This is a genomic window from Anabaena sp. TISTR 8404 (assembly GCF_056847745.1).
Window position 1 is genome coordinate 4,852,537 of the sequence record NZ_CP180578.1, and the last position, 16,000, is coordinate 4,868,536.

Here is a 16,000-nt window from a genome sequence, read left to right on the forward strand (position 1 = left end):
ACCACCCCTAAAGTAGGAATAAATACTTAGTAAAAACACCTGTTTTGTCCGAAACAACTAAATTCTTAAACCAGAGAAAAATCTGGATTTGTGCCTCTTTATCGCCTAATTTAGGCAATTTATCCAGATATATTTCTGCTAGAGGCGATCGCTGCTAATTGATGTGGAATAAGGATGTTAAGCTTGTCGCCTCGGCTTTAGACCATGACTGATGGAAGACTTTTGATCAGGTGTAAATATGCTTCGTCAATAATTCCGATACTCCGTGCCATGTAATCGTAAAATAACTTAACATTTAAAGGGGGTGTAGACGCGACAACGGCTTTTCGTAAAGTTGAAATCAGGGAGTAGGAATATAAAGATTTTGCTCATATACACCCCACATCCCTAAACCCTTGATTTTTCTTTCTGAATAAATCCTGCTTGGGTGACGGCATTAGGAGGCAAAAGCTGGGCGGTGCTGAATCCAAGGTTTCGCTGCTTCAATTTGGGCGGCAAGGCTAATTAAAGTGGCTTCCGCCGCAGGTTTACCCAACAATTGCACACTGATAGGTACACCGTGACTATCAAAACCCACTGGTAAAGCGATCGCAGGTTGTCCGGTGGCGTTAGCAACTGGACAAGGGGCAACCCAACGCACAATATTTTGAAATGCTTCTTCTGGACTCAAGGCAGCCCATTCTCCTACGCGAATTGGTGAATGTAAATACACAGGCAGTACCAAAACATCAAAATGCTCGAAAAATGCCACAATTTGGCGTGAGATAATTTGCAATTGCGATAAAGCCCGGAGATATTCAGCGACAGAACCTGTGCGTGCCAATAGCCAACGGTTTACAGGCTGTAACGCCTCTGCCGGAATTCCTGATGCTGCTACCCCAGCTTGCCAAACGACTTGGAATGGTTCGACTAAGCCACTAAAATCTGGGCAGTTTTCTTCAACTGTGTTACCCAATTGTTCTAATAACCGGACTGTTTGCAATACACCTTGCTGACAGTTAACATCGGCAGTTCCCAAAGGCGGGATTTTAGTAGAGAAGGCAATGCGTAACCCAGAAATTTTTTCTTGAGTAGCAGCGAGAAATGATGGTTCAGGATCAGGTAGCCAGTAAGGATCGCCTGTGAAGTAACCAGAGATTGTGTCTAACATTGCTGCTGCATCAGCCACAGTCCGGGCAATGGGGCCATTGACAGCAATTCCCCCCAAGCGATCGCCTACCGGGGCTTTGGTGACTCTGCCTCGTGATGGTTTAATTCCTACTAAACCACAGCAAGCCGCCGGGCCACGAATCGAACCACCACCATCAGAACCTTGAGCGATCGCACATAATCCCGCCGCTACAGCTGCCGCTGCACCACCGCTGGAACCGCCAGGAGTATATTCTAAGTTCCAGGGATTTCTGGCTGGGGGAAACCCTGTTGGTTCAGTGTAAGGAAAGGAACCGATTTCGGAAGTTGCAGTTTTACCGAGAATAGTGAATCCCGCTTGTTTAATCTTAGTTACCACCCCGTCATCGTAATCAGGAATGTTATTTAACAATGCTGGATTGCCGTAGGTACAAGGTACGCCCGCCACAGTGTTGAGGTCTTTAATCGAAATTGGCACTCCAAAAAAAGGCGGCAGTTCAGCGCCTGTTGCCAGCATTTCGGTTTTTGCTTGGGCATCAGTGATCGCTAATTCTGCCGTCACCGTAAAATAACTTCCCAATTGGGGGTTTAACCGCTCAATTCTTTGTAAATATATTTCCACTAACTCTAGTGGCGACACTTCCCGACGATGGATTAATTGCGCTAACTCCAGCGCTGGAGTAAACGCTAAATCAATTTCATTCATATTTGACTTTAATTACTAATTGTGCATTTATTTAAAATTTTTCAGTTGAATTTGTTACTTTAGTAGGATTTTCGGGAAGTATGAATCCATAGCTCCTCAGATTTTCAATCTATTAGGATGCTGCACTACCACCAATCAGATGAGGCTGGTATTTAAGCTACCACCTTGCTGCATAGTCATTTTAATTGTTTCACATCAACTTTCGGCAAATCCCCAAGGGATATTTATGGCTGATTTAGAAACTTTGGTAAATGAACTACCAAAAATTGTTCATAGTCTGAGGCTGAATATTGGACATTCTCATGACATCATGCAACAGATTGTCATGATTAATCATGCTCAGGATCAATTACGTCATATTCACGAGAAAGTTAAGTGTAACCAATTAGAAAAATCACCTGCTACTACAGTTTCTAGTTTAGATATAGTACAAAAATCTTTCAAAAATGCAGACTATACAGTCTACATTTATAAATATGACTATCCAGGGTTACTAATAGTAAAATTTGGTCACTTGCCGATAGAGATTTCGCTCCAAGAAGTTGAAGCAAAAATAGATATTTGGATTGATTGGGGTGATTTAATTCAAGCTATAGCCGCCGATATTTTAAGCGATAATCAATTAATTCAACAATTAAATACTGATGCTAATCATGATAGTATTCCAGCCACGTTTCAAGCTGCCGAAGAAGTTTTAAAAATCAAATTAGATTTAGATAAACCCAGGCTTTTACAACAACAAATTAAGCAAATTATCAAAGCCCAAGAAGATTCTTTAAAAATCAAAGAAAGATTAGAATTTATTTTTAACAATATTAAACATAGCAATAACTTATTAAATATTTTATTAGGAGTATCATCTTTTTGTGGCAAATCTGGCTTTGCACTAGAATGGCTAGATGATGACCAGGAATTAATTATATCTGGCGATGGCAGATTACAAGAATTAACAGATATTATTAATGATTGCGAATTTTACCAAGATAAAATTGATTCTTTGATTTTGCAGATTAGTGCCTTGAGAATCAAGACTGAAAAAAAGTTGCTCAAGCCTAAATCTGGTCAACGTAAATTCGTAAATATTAGTTTGCTAAAAAAGTTTAAAGAGCAAAAATTATCTCACTATGGTGGAATTATTGCAGTGAGTTTATTAGCTTTAAGCTTTGGTAGCTGGATGATTAAAGCTGAAATTCCGCAATTACAACAAATTAACTTAAATTTTAATCAAGAAGAAACTGCGATCGCTAATTTTAAAGCTGCTCAAAAGCTGGGTTTAGAAGCTTCTGGGCTAGTACAATCACCGCCCCATCCGCTAATTATTTGGCAACAAGCAGAATCTAAATGGCAAGAGGCCGTCAAGTTACTAGAAAGTGTACCGGAAAACACATCAGTTTCGGCTCAAGCTAAAGATAAGTTGATTCGTTATCGTTTTTATCATACAGCTATTAATCAAAGAGTAATTGCAGAAAAACAAGCCTTAGCTAATTTAGAAACAGCACATAAACTAGCAATAGAAGCTCACTTTTTTATCCAAAGTTCGCCGCACTCACTCTCGGTTCGACAACAAGCAAAAGACAAATGGCAACAAGCAATTAATCTTTTAAAAGCAATTCCTAAAAATACATTTGTGTATTCACAAGCTAAAGAAACACTGGCGAATTATCAATCAAATTACAGAGAAATTAGTAGAAAAATTCAATAACTGCCTTAAGCTTGGATTATTCTATTGCTAATAACGCGAACCTTAAAAGTTCTGCCTGACTTTTTAGGAAACCATCCAATTTGCATAGCTTGTTTTATCCATAACGCTACGTCTTTTGGGGTGACTGCGCTATTAGTGAGGCTGAAACCCTGTGAATGAAGTTTATCAGTAATAATCACTAATACTGAACCTGACTCAGAAGCGTGTTCTATTGCTACATGAATATGTCCATCAGGATAGTCAGCTTGGAAGTTTGTAGCTTGTCTTCTGATTAACCAAATGAATAGTTCGCCATCAACTAATATTTTTCTTGTACCTTTTTTTGGTATTGACATCTGTGTTGATAACTCAAATTATTCAACCAATTACTTTCATATATAAACTACACAGTCTCAGGCGGTAAATGTTTCTCTAACCAATTTTCTAAATCAGCTAAAACTTCTTGATAATTGAGGTCATCTTGCAGTTCATGATAAGCATCTGGATATTCAATTCTGGTTTTATCTGTACAGGAGGTTAGTTTTTCATAAAAAATCTTACCGCCTTCTGGTAGCGTTACTCGGTCTGCGCCACCGTGCAGAATTAATAGTGGCGATCGCCATTCAGCAGTATGATGATTAATCCAAGCCACAGTATCAAAAAACTCTGTTGCTAAACGCGCAGTTCCTAGGGTATGTCGTAAAGAATCTTGCATATAGGTAGCTAAAACTTTCTCATCTCGTGTACCAGCAGCAAGGTCAAGACCAGTATTTAAAGTAAACCGTGGCCATACACGCGACAGCAGTTGTCCCAGAAATAGCTTGAATTTTGATACGCCAACTTTCCCTAAACTTGGCGCTAAGATAATCACACCTTGGAGTGTGGCAGCAGTTTGGGGATAACGCAGAACGTAATCTAAAACAACAATTGAACCCAAACTATGACCTAAAAGAAAAATTGGGCATTTTGGATGCTGGGTTTGAATTAATTCTAAAAAAATTCGCACATCTTCGCGGAACTCTGCCCAAGAATTAATATATCCTCTTTGTCCTGGCGATCGCCCATGACCACGCATATCAAAACCATAAACAGCATATTGCTTGGGTATGAAGTGCTGAACTATGTTACCGTACTTGCTACTATGACCTCCCAGTCCATGCACAATAGCTAATACTGCCTTTAGCTTACCTGCTGGTTTCCAGCTTTGGTAATACAGATCAATGTTTCCAATACCATTAAATGTGCTTTCTTTATGATTAATCATAAAATAAATTTTGCAATTTTTCTCTAACAATTACTAGAGCAATTTTTGATTTTTCACTAAAATTTAACTCCTTATTTTTACAGAATCAAATATTTACTTTTCGTTTCTGGAACCATCTGATTTGATAGATAAAAATTATGAGATTTAGCCACCTAACTTCTCAACGAAGCTATGTAGCTGAATGTTTTATGTTTATCTATGATTACTATAGATGATTCTAATGATTAAAATATTTTTATCAAGATAATTAGAACTATCAATCATTACTAATGTTAAATGTTTATGCAAATAGTATTTACTAGATTTTAATACCTACGGTAATTACTTACGGGAAGCAAGCTTATTTTGAGCAATTTACTAAAGAGTGCTTCATAACTGTATAAATATCGTAGATAAGTTTTCTTAATATTTCTTATCTGTGAGGAGTGGTAATGGCAAAGTATCTCCTAGCTTCTGCTAGTGGAGCTAGTTTTTTATGTTTAATCAACGGAATTTTACCTGTACAAGCACTAGCTAATTTAGTGCCAGCAGTTCAGAATTCATTGAGCAATGAGCCTCAAAAATCAGCAATTTTAAATAACAAAATTTCTAATCAAGCCAATGAGTTAAATAAAGCTCCTTTTGTCAATACTGCTGAAGGTAGGTTGCTCATAGCAAATGATAGCCAACTAAAATCACCTACTAAAAAAGACAAGCAAGAAGTTCAGGACTCATCACAGCCTAACTCGTTGCAGACATCAGACGACAACAACAGCGCCCAAGTAACCTCTGTATCGCAATTGTCTGATGTGCAACCAACTGATTGGGCTTTTCAAGCATTACAATCTTTGGTTGAGCGTTATGGTTGTATTGCTGGTTATCCCAATAGCACGTATCGTGGTAATCGTGCCATGACTCGTTATGAATTTGCTGCTGGCTTAAATGCTTGTTTAGAGCGAGTCAACGAACTCATCGCCACAGCAACTTCTGATTTAGTCAAGAAAGAAGATTTAGCGACTTTGCAAAAGTTGCAAGAAGACTTTGCGGCGGAACTAGCAACTTTGCGAGGGCGAGTTGATGCACTAGAAGCACGCACCGCAGAGCTAGAAGCAAATCAGTTTTCCACTACTACTAAACTCAATGGAGAAGTCATTATCGCTGGGATTGGTGCTACAGGTGGCGCACCCGATAGAGACGATCCTAATATTATCTTAGTGAATCGAGTTAGGTTGAATCTCAATACTAGCTTTACTGGGAAAGATTTATTAATCACTGGTTTGCAAGCTTATAACTTTTTGGGTGGTGTAGACGGAAGTGGTAGTCTGCAAGAAAGTTTAGGATTAGCTTCGCCTTTACTCAGTGCTAGTAGTGCTAGGACAAGTTTTGAGCCACTGTTTCCTGGGTTAGACGTGAAAACGTTATCACCTGTAAGCGCTAATAGCGTAGAACTATATAAGTTACTGTATGTTTTTCCTGTAGCTGATAAATTGACTTTATTTGCGGGAACTGCGGCGGAAGCAACAGATGCTTTTCCTGCTATCACACCTTTTTATGGTGAAGGACAAGAGTCTATTTCTCGGTTTGCCGGTTTAAATCCTGTAGCACGAGTATCAGGTGGGACTTCGGGAACTGGTTTAGCATCGGCTGCGGGATTTATTTTTAACATTTCTCCCCAGTTAGATTTAAGAGCTTTATACGGCAGTGTCAATGCCAACCTACCCCAAGAAGCAGGTGATATCGTCCCAGGAGTTTCTAATACTCCTTTGGGAGCAGGTGTATTTGGTGGTAGTAACGTTGTCAGCGCTCAATTAACCTTTAAACCTACTAGTTCCATAGATGTTGGTTTAAACTATGCCCATAGTTATCACGAAATTAATATCTTAGGCACAGGATTAGTTCGTGATGATATCGGTGCATTAGCTGGCGTACCTCTGGGAACACCTGTTACTCTCAATTCTGTTGGTGGTACTGTAACTTGGCGCTTTTCTCCAAAGGTGGCTTTATCTGGGTATGGTGCAGCAATGTTTGTAGATGATTCTTCTGGAGATGTTGATGCTTCCACCACTTTTACTAGTTGGATGGTAGGACTTCACTTCAATGATTTATTTAAATCAGGAAACAATGCTGGGATTATTTTTGGACAACCACTTTTTCGCTCAGATGCTGGCGGTGCTGCTCGACTAGCTCCAGCTGAGGTTGGGATAACAAATCGGACTACTCCTTACCATTTAGAGGCCTATTATCGCTTTAGGTTGACGGATAATATTAGCATTACCCCCGGTGCTTTTGTTTTGTTTAACCCTGAAGGTGACAGCAGAAACGAAACTACAACTGTAGGTGTACTCCGGACTACGTTTACTTTTTAGACTTTTTTACAGGGCAGTCTATAACCGCAGACGTATTCGTATTTGGTTATAGACTGCCCTGTATGAGTATGACTGATCAACCAAAATATCACCCGAACAACGATGAACAATCAAGAATTAGATGTAAATAAGTATGTTGAGCAAATCTCCTTATTATTAGATTTGCAGATCAAAGATGAGTATCGTGATGGAGTGGTAGCGAATTTTGCGAGAATTCAAGCGATCGCTCAACTTGTCAATTCTTTTCCATTACCCGAAGAAGTTGAATCTGCACCCGTATTTGAACCATAGTTGATGAGCAACGGCTTGACTCCTCAAGTAAATGCACTGAGTTTTCAATATAACTAGTAAGCTTAAGATATTAGCCGATAATGCCATTGTAAAAATGAAATGAGTAATTTTAATGCGGCTAGTTCATTGAAGTCTGCGGCTATAGGTAAATTTTTGGTACGTTTGCTGTGGGTGCTTGTGGGAGTTGGGATTGTTTCTACATTTTTCTCTTTATTAGGGGTCATAGCACAGCCACTTTATCAGCTACTTGCTTCTGTTGATGGAGTAATCTCAATAGTTGCGTTGCTGGTCAGTATAATTTCAATTATTATTTTTTTGATTTGGCTACATCGTATCCATACAGATTTAAAAAACCTCTTCCAGGAATATCCTATTACCCCAGGAGGTGCGATCGCACGATTTTTAATTCCTATATACAGCCTTTGGGGCATACATAACACCTTATTCACTTTTGCGGAAAAATTTCAAGAAGAAGGTGGTGATTTAAGCAGTTCAAGTGAACAAGTGCGATCGTTGATAGCACCGCTGTATGGTTTTATGATAGGTTCAAGAACTGTAAATCGTATTGTTTTTGAAGCTTATAAAAATCCTGGAGATAAATTTCTCCCTTTGTGGCTGTTATTATCTGGCTTTTTAGATTTAGGTTTTACTATTGTTTTGTTACAACTAATCAAAACTATGCGAACTGCGGTGACTCAAAAAGCTAAACGCAATATTGCTTAACTGATGAATTTAGATTTAGCTGATGCCTTATCAATAGCAGCTGCTGTGCGCGGAGGTAAAGTTAGTGCAGTAGAAGTCACTCAAGCTGCAATAGCACGAATTGCCACAATAGACAATCAACTTAACTGTTTTACAACTGTCACAGCAGAAACAGCTTTAGCAGACGCAGCACGAGTTGATCAAGAAATAGCTCAAGGTAATCATCGTCCTTTATTGGCTGGCGTACCTTTTGCTGTCAAAAATCTTTTTGATATTGCAGGTATCACAACTCTGGCTGGTGCAAAAATTAATGCCGAAAATCCCCCAGCTACCCAAGATGCAACAGCCGTCGCCAAATTAAAACAAGCTGGTGCAGTGTTGGTTGGCGCTTTAAATATGGATGAGTACGCCTATGGATTTGTCACAGAAAACTCTCATTATGGTGCTACTCATAACCCATATAATTTACAACGAGTAGCAGGTGGTTCTTCTGGTGGTTCAGCAGCAGCGGTGGCGGCTGGGTTGGTTCCATTCACACTGGGTTCTGATACGAATGGTTCAATTCGCGTACCTGCGGCTTTATGTGGTGTGTTTGGTTTAAAACCAACTTACGGACGCTTATCTCGTGCAGGTGTAGCTTTATTTTCTAGTAGTTTTGACCACATTGGGTCATTTGCCCGTTCTGTACAAGACATTGCTACAGTTTTTGATGTACTGCAAGGAGAAGATAACCGCGATCCGATTTGTACCAAACGTCCGCCAGAGTTGTGTTCACCCCAACTGCATCAAGATATTTCTCATATTAGAATTGCGATCGCAGATGATTATTTTATCCAAGGCGCAACACCAGAAGCATTAGCCCCAGTCCAAACCGTAGCAAATGCTTTAGGCGTAACTAAATACATAACAATACCAGAAGCAAAACGCGCCCGTGCAGCCGCTTTTGTGATTACAGCCAGTGAAGGCGCAAATCTGCATTTAGATAAATTACGATCGCATCCTCAAGATTTTGATCCCGCAACACGCGATCGCTTTTTGGCTGGGGCGTTAATTCCCAGTAGTTGGTACTTGCAAGCACAACGATTTCGCCGCTGGTATCGCGATCGCGTTCAAGAAGTCTTTCAAAATGTAGATATAATTCTCGCACCAACCACACCCATTTCTGCACCATTAATTGGTCAGCAAACCATGATTTTAGATGGCGAAGAAATATTAGTTCGTCCACATTTAGGATTATTTACCCAACCCTTATCCTTCATTGGCTTACCTGTTTTATCAATCCCAATTCACCGCCCCAATGCTTTACCACTAGGCGTACAATTAATCGCCTCACCCTACAACGAAGCTGTAATCTTGCGAGTAGCAGCCTGGTTAGAATCTCAAGGGGTAGTCTCTGCACCAGTAGTCAACTTAAACTCCGCGTAACTCCGCGTTTACCTCTGTGTTCCTTTGCGTTTCAACAGCCTTTTGAGTTAACAAATACTCATTTACTATACAAGCAGTTAACCACACTAAACCCACCGCATAACCAGCCATCACATCAGTAGGCCAATGTACTCCCAAATAAAGCCGACTAAAACCAATTGCCAAAATTAAAATAACAGTCAAGGTTAAAATCTGCGATCGCCATTGCGGAAATTCTTGGGACAGCGTATAGCCCATACAACCATAAACCACTATTGACACCATTGCATGGCCACTGGGAAAACTATAGTGATTGACATTAATAATGTGATCCCACAGTGCAGGACGCGCCCTGACAAACAATTCTTTCAGCAAATAATTTAAGCTAATCGCACCAACCGCCGCAATGCCAAAAGTATTAGCTTGTAAGTGACGGCGACGAGACAGCAGCATCGCTTCCCATGTTAAACAAGTTAATAGTAATAGTGGGGCCTCACCCAAAGAAGTTACACTCACCATAATGCGGTCTAGTAACGGTGTGTGCAACTTTTGAATAGCTAATAAAATACTTGTGTCTAAACCATATCTGTGTAATAGTACAGTGCCAAAGGAAAGAGAAGTAAAGGCTGTTGCTACGGGAATTAGTTGATTACGCCGATTTATGAGGGTATCTGATAGCACAACCGGAGAAATGCTCTTGCTAGGAATAAATTCTGGCGCACTGCTAGATGGTAATTGCTTTTGAAATCCTCTGTAATCTAGAACTATATTATGCAGGAGCCAAGCGATCGCATTGGGGCTAAAATTCGGCTGAAAAAGTACCAAAACATTACCTGTTAAATGGTTTGCACTAGCTTGAACAACGATTTCTTCCTTGGACAATCTTAATTCTAAGTATTTTTTCAGAGCTTGCGAATAATGCAGTCCCTTCACCTTATATCTAGCTCTGCCTTTGATAGAAGTATGTATAGTTTGAATTAAAGCATTTTCCCTAAACAGATTGCCAAAATCAGTGTTCATTTTTCTGCTGCACAAGTTGTGGTGGTAGTTGGCAAAGTTAAGAGACATGAGAATCCCTTTTTCACATAGTATCAAGCCTACTCTTGCTGTTGCCTGTTCCCTATTCCCTATTCCCTCTCTACTCACAATAGTTATCGAAAAATAAATTTTATGGGCAAAAGTTGACAAGTGCGCTGATAATTGCTTCAAAGTATAAGGAGAAAGAAACATGAGTTTCTATCGTGGGCGTAAAGTTTTAGCTGTCTTGCTGATTTCAGTGTTAATACTGACAACAGCTTGTACTCCCAAAACACCAGGACGTTTTGACCAAGTACAACAAGAAAGCACCAAACAAAAAAGTGGTCAAGCAGTTGCTAAGACTGCCACTCAGGGAAGTGAATTTAACAAATATTTCCCAAAACCGGGTGGTGGCTATGATCGCGTTTATACCCAAGAGAAGAAAGGCTTTGCAGAAGCCAAGCTGAAAAAAAGCGGAAAAGAAGTAGCGATGCTGTCGATTTCTGATACTAGCAGCACGCCGAGTGCCGCAGCCAAATTCTCTAAAAGTACCAAAAAGATTGGTGGATATCCAGCCGTAGAACAAGGTTCAACCGCAACTGCGGTTTTAGTTGGTAAGTATCAAGTTAAAGTCTCGTCAAAAACTTTGACAGCGAGCGATCGCGCTGATTGGCTTAGTAAATTTAATCTTGATGGTTTAGCAAAACTCAAATAATCTGCGCTCAAGATATTTAGATAACAAACTCGCAATCAGGAGATTTTTGTGAGCAAAGCAATTTTTGAATTGGTTGATGAACTACCAACTGGTGGCTTAACTGTATCTGTGTTAAAAGCTCTCGATTTTGTTGCTCCTGGTGAGTGGCAAAATACTGTTGGCTTTGTCAACACAATTAAAACTGTTACTGGTGAAACTGACGAAGAATTAATTCAACAAATTGGCGAAAGAGCAATTTATCTTTACAATGATCGCTCTCAAGGCTACCAACGCGCGATGTGGCTTTATCAAACTGTTGATGGTACAGATAAAGCTCTTGGTGCAGCAGCTTTGGCTAACAAAGTTGGCGAAAAAATTCCGCTTTTGGGTTTTCTCAACTCTGTTACACCTAAACCAGACAAAGCCCAAACCATTGATTTGTGCTTAAAACTTGTAGCTGAATTGGTGGCTTTTTGTCAAATTAATGGCATCCCTGGAGACAGCATTGGAGATTTTGTTGCTTCTTTGGGTGAGTATAGTGGTGAATCACTCATCCGTATGGTGGCGTTAGTTTGTATTGATGGGTTGATACCATTAGGCCCAGATTTCATCAACAAAGCACTATCTGCGGTAAGCCAAACCAACCCTCAAGAACTAGAACAAAACTCTACTTTCCAAGGCATTAAAGATGCAATTCCTGGTGGAGATGCTGGAAGTAAACTAAACTTTATTGGTGAAAGTTTTGATTCGGTTAAAGGTTGGATGAATGGGTTAGTTGTTCAGAATAATTTAACCCCGCAAAATGTCGTTGGTCACTTGCAAAACTTTATGGAAGTCAGCGATGACAAGTTAGATTATTTGGCGGCTTTCTTAGATGTGTCTACTAATTATTACGAACATACAGGCACACAAACTTTAGCACGTCGTTTAATTGAACGCGCCGTCGCTGAGATTTAGTTCAAGCTAATATTAGTCATTAGTCATGGGTATTTACAAATGACTAATGACTAATGACCATGAAAACTTATAGATTTAAATTTTCCGCGATCGCATCTAAGTAAGGCTGAAAAATTACTAAATTTTCCAGTTTTTCAAACTTACCTGTAACTGCACCTGGGTCAAAAGCCGTACTCATTATATAAAGTGCAGTCCCATCAAAGGCAGCATAACTAATGTATTGCTCTTGCAATCCACCTTCTTGTTTAATACCTGTAAAACCGTAGCGTATTCCTGGTAACTTACCAATTGATAATTCTTCTAAAGGGTGGGTAGAAAAAATAATTTTATTGCCATATCCTTTCTGGCGGTCTTTACTCAAAGAAGCATAGTAGTCTTCCGCCCAAGCTTTCAGTGCTGTAAGTACTTTGGTTTTGTTAACAGCGTTTTTATAATCTACAACCTTAGAGCCGAATGGAATACCTGCATTGGCAAGTTGCTTTTGAAAATTCGGATCTTTACTAACTTGATAAATACCAAACTCGACTGAACCTAAAACTTCGCCCTTGGAAGACACACATAAAAAAGGTGCATTTCCTTGGCAAGGAGCCACTTGCCAGCCGTTAGGAACTACAATATTTTTACCTAAAACTTTTTGCCACAGATTTCCTGTTATGGGGGTGGAAGTGTCTCCAGGGGTAAGTTGTGGGGAAGTCTTGGGTGTCGGTAACGCTACTTGATTCTTTGGTTCTACTTTGGTTCCTGAAAAGTAGGGCAGGACAAGTTTTATACCTACTGGCGCTAACAACAGTAAAATCGCAGCCAGGAAAAGATGATAAACACGCAACATTTTTTCTGAAAATCCAGAGCCAGAAATTGCCGAATCAGGCTATAGACTACAACATTTGGTGAGTATACAGTAAAGATATATTAAATAACTGTAAATTTCGCCAAAAAATATGCCATATACAAACACGTAGCAGCGCTGCCTTAAGGTTGTAAGCGCTACTACCAGTAATTTTTTTAGTTAATATCTGTCTAATTGTGAGTGGTTAGCCAGATAGACTTGAGTGTTATTTGAAGCGACGAGCGCCGTTGCTGCGATTTTGTTTATGTCTTGCAACAGCTTTCCGCTTTTGTTTTTCTAGCGGTGTCTCGAAGTGACGCTTCTTTCTCATGTCTTGGAAAATTCCAGCTTTAGAAACTTCCCGTTTAAATCTTCGCAAAGCTGAATCAATACCCTCATTCTCCCCCAAGACTACTTGCGTCATTCTCATTCCTCCTTATGTGGATGAATAGCGGACTCTAGAGAAAAAATAAAATACTCCAGCAGAAATGAGCCTTTGGCTTTATCTGCTGGAGACTCTAGATGCTAAATTTTTATTTCAAAAGTTTAGTAACGACCACGACCGCCGCCACCGCCGCGATTGTTATTACCCCAGCCACCGCCACGAGAAGGACTTCTTTCTTCACGAGGTTTAGCTTTGTTGACTTTCAAGTCACGCCCCATCCATTCAGCACCATCAAGTGCTTCAATGGCTGCGGTTTCTTGTGACTCACTTTCCATCTCTACAAAGGCAAAACCACGAGGACGGCCAGTTTCTCGGTCAGTAGGTAACTGAACACGATTAACTTTTCCGTACTCGCTAAATGCCATCCGCAAGTCGTCCTCAGTGACTTGGTAGGACAGGTTTCCGACGTAAATTGACATATAATGTCTCCGAATTCAGGGAGTGTAGAGAGTTAAATTCGGAGAGACGCTTTTTCAAAATCAAAACGAGTTACTCAACCGAAAATAATCCTTATATGCCAAAGTATAGCACAAGCTTCAAATAATCAAAGTTATCAATTAGTTAAAAAACTTTGTAGTTTACAACTATTAAGAAAAATTTATTTGAGTATTTATACTTAAAAAATGTATTGGAAGTTGTTCATAGACATTGATGAAGTTAAGTATTACATATAATTATCAATTATATGGTCAAGATAAACGAGTGATTTTTAACTATATTTCTCAACTTCTTTATTATTACTATCGAACTCTAATAATATCCTTTGGGCTTCCTGGCATAAGAATTCGTGATAGTTACTATTACTAGCAAGCAAGCCTCCCCACTGATTTATATCACCAGTATTGTATTTTAAAAGACTGCCATCAAAGTGAGTAAACTTACCGCCTGCTTCGGTTAAAATCAATTCTGGTGCAGCTATATCCCAATCTTTAGGGGCAGACTTTCCAGATAAAGAAATATAGATGTCTGCTTGTTGTTCGAGAATAGTAGCGATTTTACAACCTACACTACCTACAGATTTGTGATTTTGGCAAGGTAAATGTTGTAGCAAATAGTTTAATCTTTCATTGCGATGAGAACGACTCACAACTAAGGTTAAATCTTCAACTCGCTTTTGTGTTGCAAGTGTTATGGGAACAGATGTTTTTAAAGTTTCCTTAAATGTTCCACCTTCTTTAGTAGCGTAGTAGATTGTTTCCGCTTCAGGCACAGTTACCACAGATAAAATAGGGCGATGATCCTTAATTAATGCAATGTGAATCGCATAGTCTCCCGTCTTATCGATAAAATCTCGTGTTCCATCTAAGGGATCAATTAGCCATACTAACTGTGATTTTTGTTGATGGAGTTGGGATTTATAAGTTTCTTCGCTAATATAAGCAAAATCTTCATGACCAAAAGCGGCTTGCAATCTCTGCAAAATATATTGACTGACGGTAACATCTGCAATAGTCACAGGTTCATTCTGTTTGTATTCCACCTGTAAGTCAGAGTCTTTAACAGTACCGTGGTAATAAGAGTGGAGTATATCTGCTGCTTTCCAGCCTACATCACGAGTGATCGCTAATATTTCTTCTAAATCTTTCATTACTTCTCTTCCATCCAGCGACGTGTGCCAAAAAATTGACAGGAACTAGCGGCGATATTAGCTGCTTGTGCTAAAGCATTAGTGAAATTATCACTTAATATATAGTGGCAGAAAGCGCCATGAAAAATATCTCCAGCCCCCAGTGTATCAACTGTTGCAATCTGCGGTACGGTTATAGTACCACTTTGATTACTATTTAGATATGCAATTGGTTGTTCGCCGTGAGTAATGGCTATGTGGGGAATGCCAAAACTGCTAAGGTAATTAAAAACCTCTATCTCTGTTTCACAGTTGGGAGGATAAAAATTTGCTGAACAAACAGCGTAATCTACACAAGGTAGGATTTCCTCGAAACCAGGTTTCCAGCTACCACCATCAATAACTACTGGGATATTCTTAGCTTTCGCTGTTTGAGCGATCGCTCTACTAACTGTCATTTGGTGTCCATCAATTAATACAATATCAATATCGTGCAAAATATTTCCTGGGATAGATGCGTTGCTGATTTGAGTTTTTACAGCATTAATCGAAATTACTGCCCGTTCACCTGTTGCTTGAGTGACAATAATTGAAGAGACAGGTGGTGGTGTCTGCTTGTGAGAGTCGAGGTCAGCGATCGCTACTTTATAATTTTCTAAGTCACTATTAATTAGTTGGGTCATCGGGTGAGAACCAACCACACCCAAGACAGTTGCTTGGTTACCCAAATGTGCAAAAGCAACAGCCGCATTGGTAGCAGGGCCGCCTGCTGCTACAGTATAGTCAGCAGCCACCAACTTCTGATTATTTTGAGGAGCAGAATCAGCAAGATAAATTAAATCCAAGGTGACCAAACCCACAAATAATCCCCGATGCGATTTTAGATTTTGGATTTTGGATTTTAGATTAGTCACCGATAATACCCATTCTCCAAAACTAAGACGAGAAAACCTAACTACGAATTACGAACTAC

16 protein-coding genes are annotated in these 16,000 nt (G+C 39.6%); 7 read left to right on the top strand and 9 right to left on the bottom strand.

Annotation, left to right across the window (positions count from 1 at the left end):
* Nucleotides 1-436 precede the first annotated feature (436 nt).
* Entirely contained in the window at nucleotides 437-1,834 is a 1,398-nt protein-coding gene (locus ACMX3D_RS20955; RefSeq protein WP_482747765.1) for an amidase, read from the bottom strand.
* A gap of 139 nt (nucleotides 1,835-1,973) precedes the next feature.
* Between ACMX3D_RS20955 and ACMX3D_RS20960 the strand changes: the two genes are divergently transcribed.
* Entirely contained in the window at nucleotides 1,974-3,536 is a 1,563-nt protein-coding gene (locus tag ACMX3D_RS20960) for a hypothetical protein (protein WP_482747766.1), read from the top strand.
* 5 nt (nucleotides 3,537-3,541) lie between these two features.
* On the opposite strand, the gene ACMX3D_RS20965 is transcribed toward ACMX3D_RS20960, so the two are convergent.
* Entirely contained in the window at nucleotides 3,542-3,871 is a 330-nt protein-coding gene (locus ACMX3D_RS20965; RefSeq protein ID WP_482747767.1) for a hypothetical protein, read from the bottom strand.
* A gap of 47 nt (nucleotides 3,872-3,918) precedes the next feature.
* Nucleotides 3,919-4,779 carry a lysophospholipase gene (locus ACMX3D_RS20970; protein WP_482747768.1) on the bottom strand — a complete coding sequence of 287 codons (861 nt, stop codon included), beginning with the start codon at nucleotides 4,777-4,779 and terminating at the stop codon, nucleotides 3,919-3,921.
* 431 nt (nucleotides 4,780-5,210) lie between these two features.
* Here ACMX3D_RS20970 and ACMX3D_RS20975 point away from each other — a divergent pair, with 431 nt between their 5' ends.
* The 4 genes from ACMX3D_RS20975 (at nucleotide 5,211) to ACMX3D_RS20990 (ending at nucleotide 9,542) form a co-directional block, all read left to right on the top strand.
* A complete protein-coding gene (locus ACMX3D_RS20975; RefSeq protein ID WP_482747769.1) occupies nucleotides 5,211-7,124 on the top strand; it encodes an iron uptake porin in 1,914 nt (637 codons plus the stop codon).
* 102 nt (nucleotides 7,125-7,226) lie between these two features.
* Entirely contained in the window at nucleotides 7,227-7,415 is a 189-nt protein-coding gene (locus ACMX3D_RS20980; RefSeq protein WP_482747770.1) for a DUF4089 domain-containing protein, read from the top strand.
* A gap of 99 nt (nucleotides 7,416-7,514) precedes the next feature.
* On the top strand, nucleotides 7,515-8,138 hold the full coding sequence (locus ACMX3D_RS20985; RefSeq protein WP_482747771.1) for a DUF4328 domain-containing protein: 624 nt from the start codon (nucleotides 7,515-7,517) through the stop codon (nucleotides 8,136-8,138).
* A gap of 3 nt (nucleotides 8,139-8,141) precedes the next feature.
* Entirely contained in the window at nucleotides 8,142-9,542 is a 1,401-nt protein-coding gene (locus ACMX3D_RS20990; protein ID WP_482747772.1) for an AtzE family amidohydrolase, read from the top strand.
* Here the strand turns inward: ACMX3D_RS20990 and ACMX3D_RS20995 are convergent.
* Nucleotides 9,528-10,541, bottom strand: coding sequence for a phosphatase PAP2 family protein (locus ACMX3D_RS20995; RefSeq protein ID WP_482747773.1), 1,014 nt, complete (start codon nucleotides 10,539-10,541; stop codon nucleotides 9,528-9,530). The genes ACMX3D_RS20990 and ACMX3D_RS20995 overlap by 15 nt on opposite strands.
* A 208-nt stretch (nucleotides 10,542-10,749) precedes the next feature.
* On the opposite strand from ACMX3D_RS20995, the gene ACMX3D_RS21000 reads away from it, so the two are divergent.
* Nucleotides 10,750-11,253: a hypothetical protein gene (locus ACMX3D_RS21000; RefSeq protein ID WP_482747774.1), complete on the top strand. Its 504-nt coding sequence runs from the start codon at nucleotides 10,750-10,752 to the stop codon at nucleotides 11,251-11,253.
* Between the two features lie 48 nt (nucleotides 11,254-11,301).
* On the top strand, nucleotides 11,302-12,189 hold the full coding sequence (locus tag ACMX3D_RS21005; protein WP_482747775.1) for a hypothetical protein: 888 nt from the start codon (nucleotides 11,302-11,304) through the stop codon (nucleotides 12,187-12,189).
* A 67-nt stretch (nucleotides 12,190-12,256) separates the two neighbouring features.
* On the opposite strand, the gene ACMX3D_RS21010 is transcribed toward ACMX3D_RS21005, so the two are convergent.
* The 5 genes from ACMX3D_RS21010 to ACMX3D_RS21030 all read right to left on the bottom strand — a co-directional run bounded on the left by ACMX3D_RS21010 (nucleotide 12,257) and on the right by ACMX3D_RS21030 (nucleotide 15,941).
* Entirely contained in the window at nucleotides 12,257-13,018 is a 762-nt protein-coding gene (locus tag ACMX3D_RS21010) for a hypothetical protein (RefSeq protein ID WP_482747776.1), read from the bottom strand.
* Between the two features lie 223 nt (nucleotides 13,019-13,241).
* A complete protein-coding gene (rpsU, locus tag ACMX3D_RS21015) occupies nucleotides 13,242-13,439 on the bottom strand; it encodes a 30S ribosomal protein S21 (RefSeq protein ID WP_062292816.1) in 198 nt (65 codons plus the stop codon).
* Nucleotides 13,440-13,561: 122 nt separating this feature from the next.
* Nucleotides 13,562-13,879, bottom strand: coding sequence for an RNA recognition motif domain-containing protein (locus tag ACMX3D_RS21020; RefSeq protein WP_482747777.1), 318 nt, complete (start codon nucleotides 13,877-13,879; stop codon nucleotides 13,562-13,564).
* 290 nt (nucleotides 13,880-14,169) lie between these two features.
* Nucleotides 14,170-15,048 carry a 3'(2'),5'-bisphosphate nucleotidase CysQ family protein gene (locus ACMX3D_RS21025; RefSeq protein WP_482747778.1) on the bottom strand — a complete coding sequence of 293 codons (879 nt, stop codon included), beginning with the start codon at nucleotides 15,046-15,048 and terminating at the stop codon, nucleotides 14,170-14,172.
* Nucleotides 15,048-15,941, bottom strand: coding sequence for a sugar kinase (locus ACMX3D_RS21030; RefSeq protein ID WP_482747779.1), 894 nt, complete (start codon nucleotides 15,939-15,941; stop codon nucleotides 15,048-15,050). The genes ACMX3D_RS21025 and ACMX3D_RS21030 overlap by 1 nt, the downstream gene beginning before the upstream one ends.
* Nucleotides 15,942-16,000 lie beyond the last annotated feature (59 nt).

Bases quoted from the DNA above. Each gene is read 5' to 3' on its own strand.
- ACMX3D_RS20980 (WP_482747770.1), top strand. From the start codon at position 7,227: ATGAACAATCAAGAATTAGATGTAAATAAGTATGTTGAGCAAATCTCC.
- ACMX3D_RS21010 (WP_482747776.1), bottom strand. From the start codon at position 13,018: ATGTTGCGTGTTTATCATCTTTTCCTGGCTGCGATTTTACTGTTGTTA.
- ACMX3D_RS20955 (WP_482747765.1), bottom strand. From the start codon at position 1,834: ATGAATGAAATTGATTTAGCGTTTACTCCAGCGCTGGAGTTAGCGCAA.
- ACMX3D_RS20985 (WP_482747771.1), top strand. From the start codon at position 7,515: ATGAGTAATTTTAATGCGGCTAGTTCATTGAAGTCTGCGGCTATAGGT.
- ACMX3D_RS20965 (WP_482747767.1), bottom strand. From the start codon at position 3,871: ATGTCAATACCAAAAAAAGGTACAAGAAAAATATTAGTTGATGGCGAA.
- rpsU (WP_062292816.1), bottom strand. From the start codon at position 13,439: ATGACGCAAGTAGTCTTGGGGGAGAATGAGGGTATTGATTCAGCTTTG.
- ACMX3D_RS21020 (WP_482747777.1), bottom strand. From the start codon at position 13,879: ATGTCAATTTACGTCGGAAACCTGTCCTACCAAGTCACTGAGGACGAC.
- ACMX3D_RS21000 (WP_482747774.1), top strand. From the start codon at position 10,750: ATGAGTTTCTATCGTGGGCGTAAAGTTTTAGCTGTCTTGCTGATTTCA.
- ACMX3D_RS20995 (WP_482747773.1), bottom strand. From the start codon at position 10,541: ATGAACACTGATTTTGGCAATCTGTTTAGGGAAAATGCTTTAATTCAA.
- ACMX3D_RS20975 (WP_482747769.1), top strand. From the start codon at position 5,211: ATGGCAAAGTATCTCCTAGCTTCTGCTAGTGGAGCTAGTTTTTTATGT.
- ACMX3D_RS21025 (WP_482747778.1), bottom strand. From the start codon at position 15,048: ATGAAAGATTTAGAAGAAATATTAGCGATCACTCGTGATGTAGGCTGG.
- ACMX3D_RS20970 (WP_482747768.1), bottom strand. From the start codon at position 4,779: ATGATTAATCATAAAGAAAGCACATTTAATGGTATTGGAAACATTGAT.
- ACMX3D_RS20960 (WP_482747766.1), top strand. From the start codon at position 1,974: ATGAGGCTGGTATTTAAGCTACCACCTTGCTGCATAGTCATTTTAATT.
- ACMX3D_RS20990 (WP_482747772.1), top strand. From the start codon at position 8,142: ATGAATTTAGATTTAGCTGATGCCTTATCAATAGCAGCTGCTGTGCGC.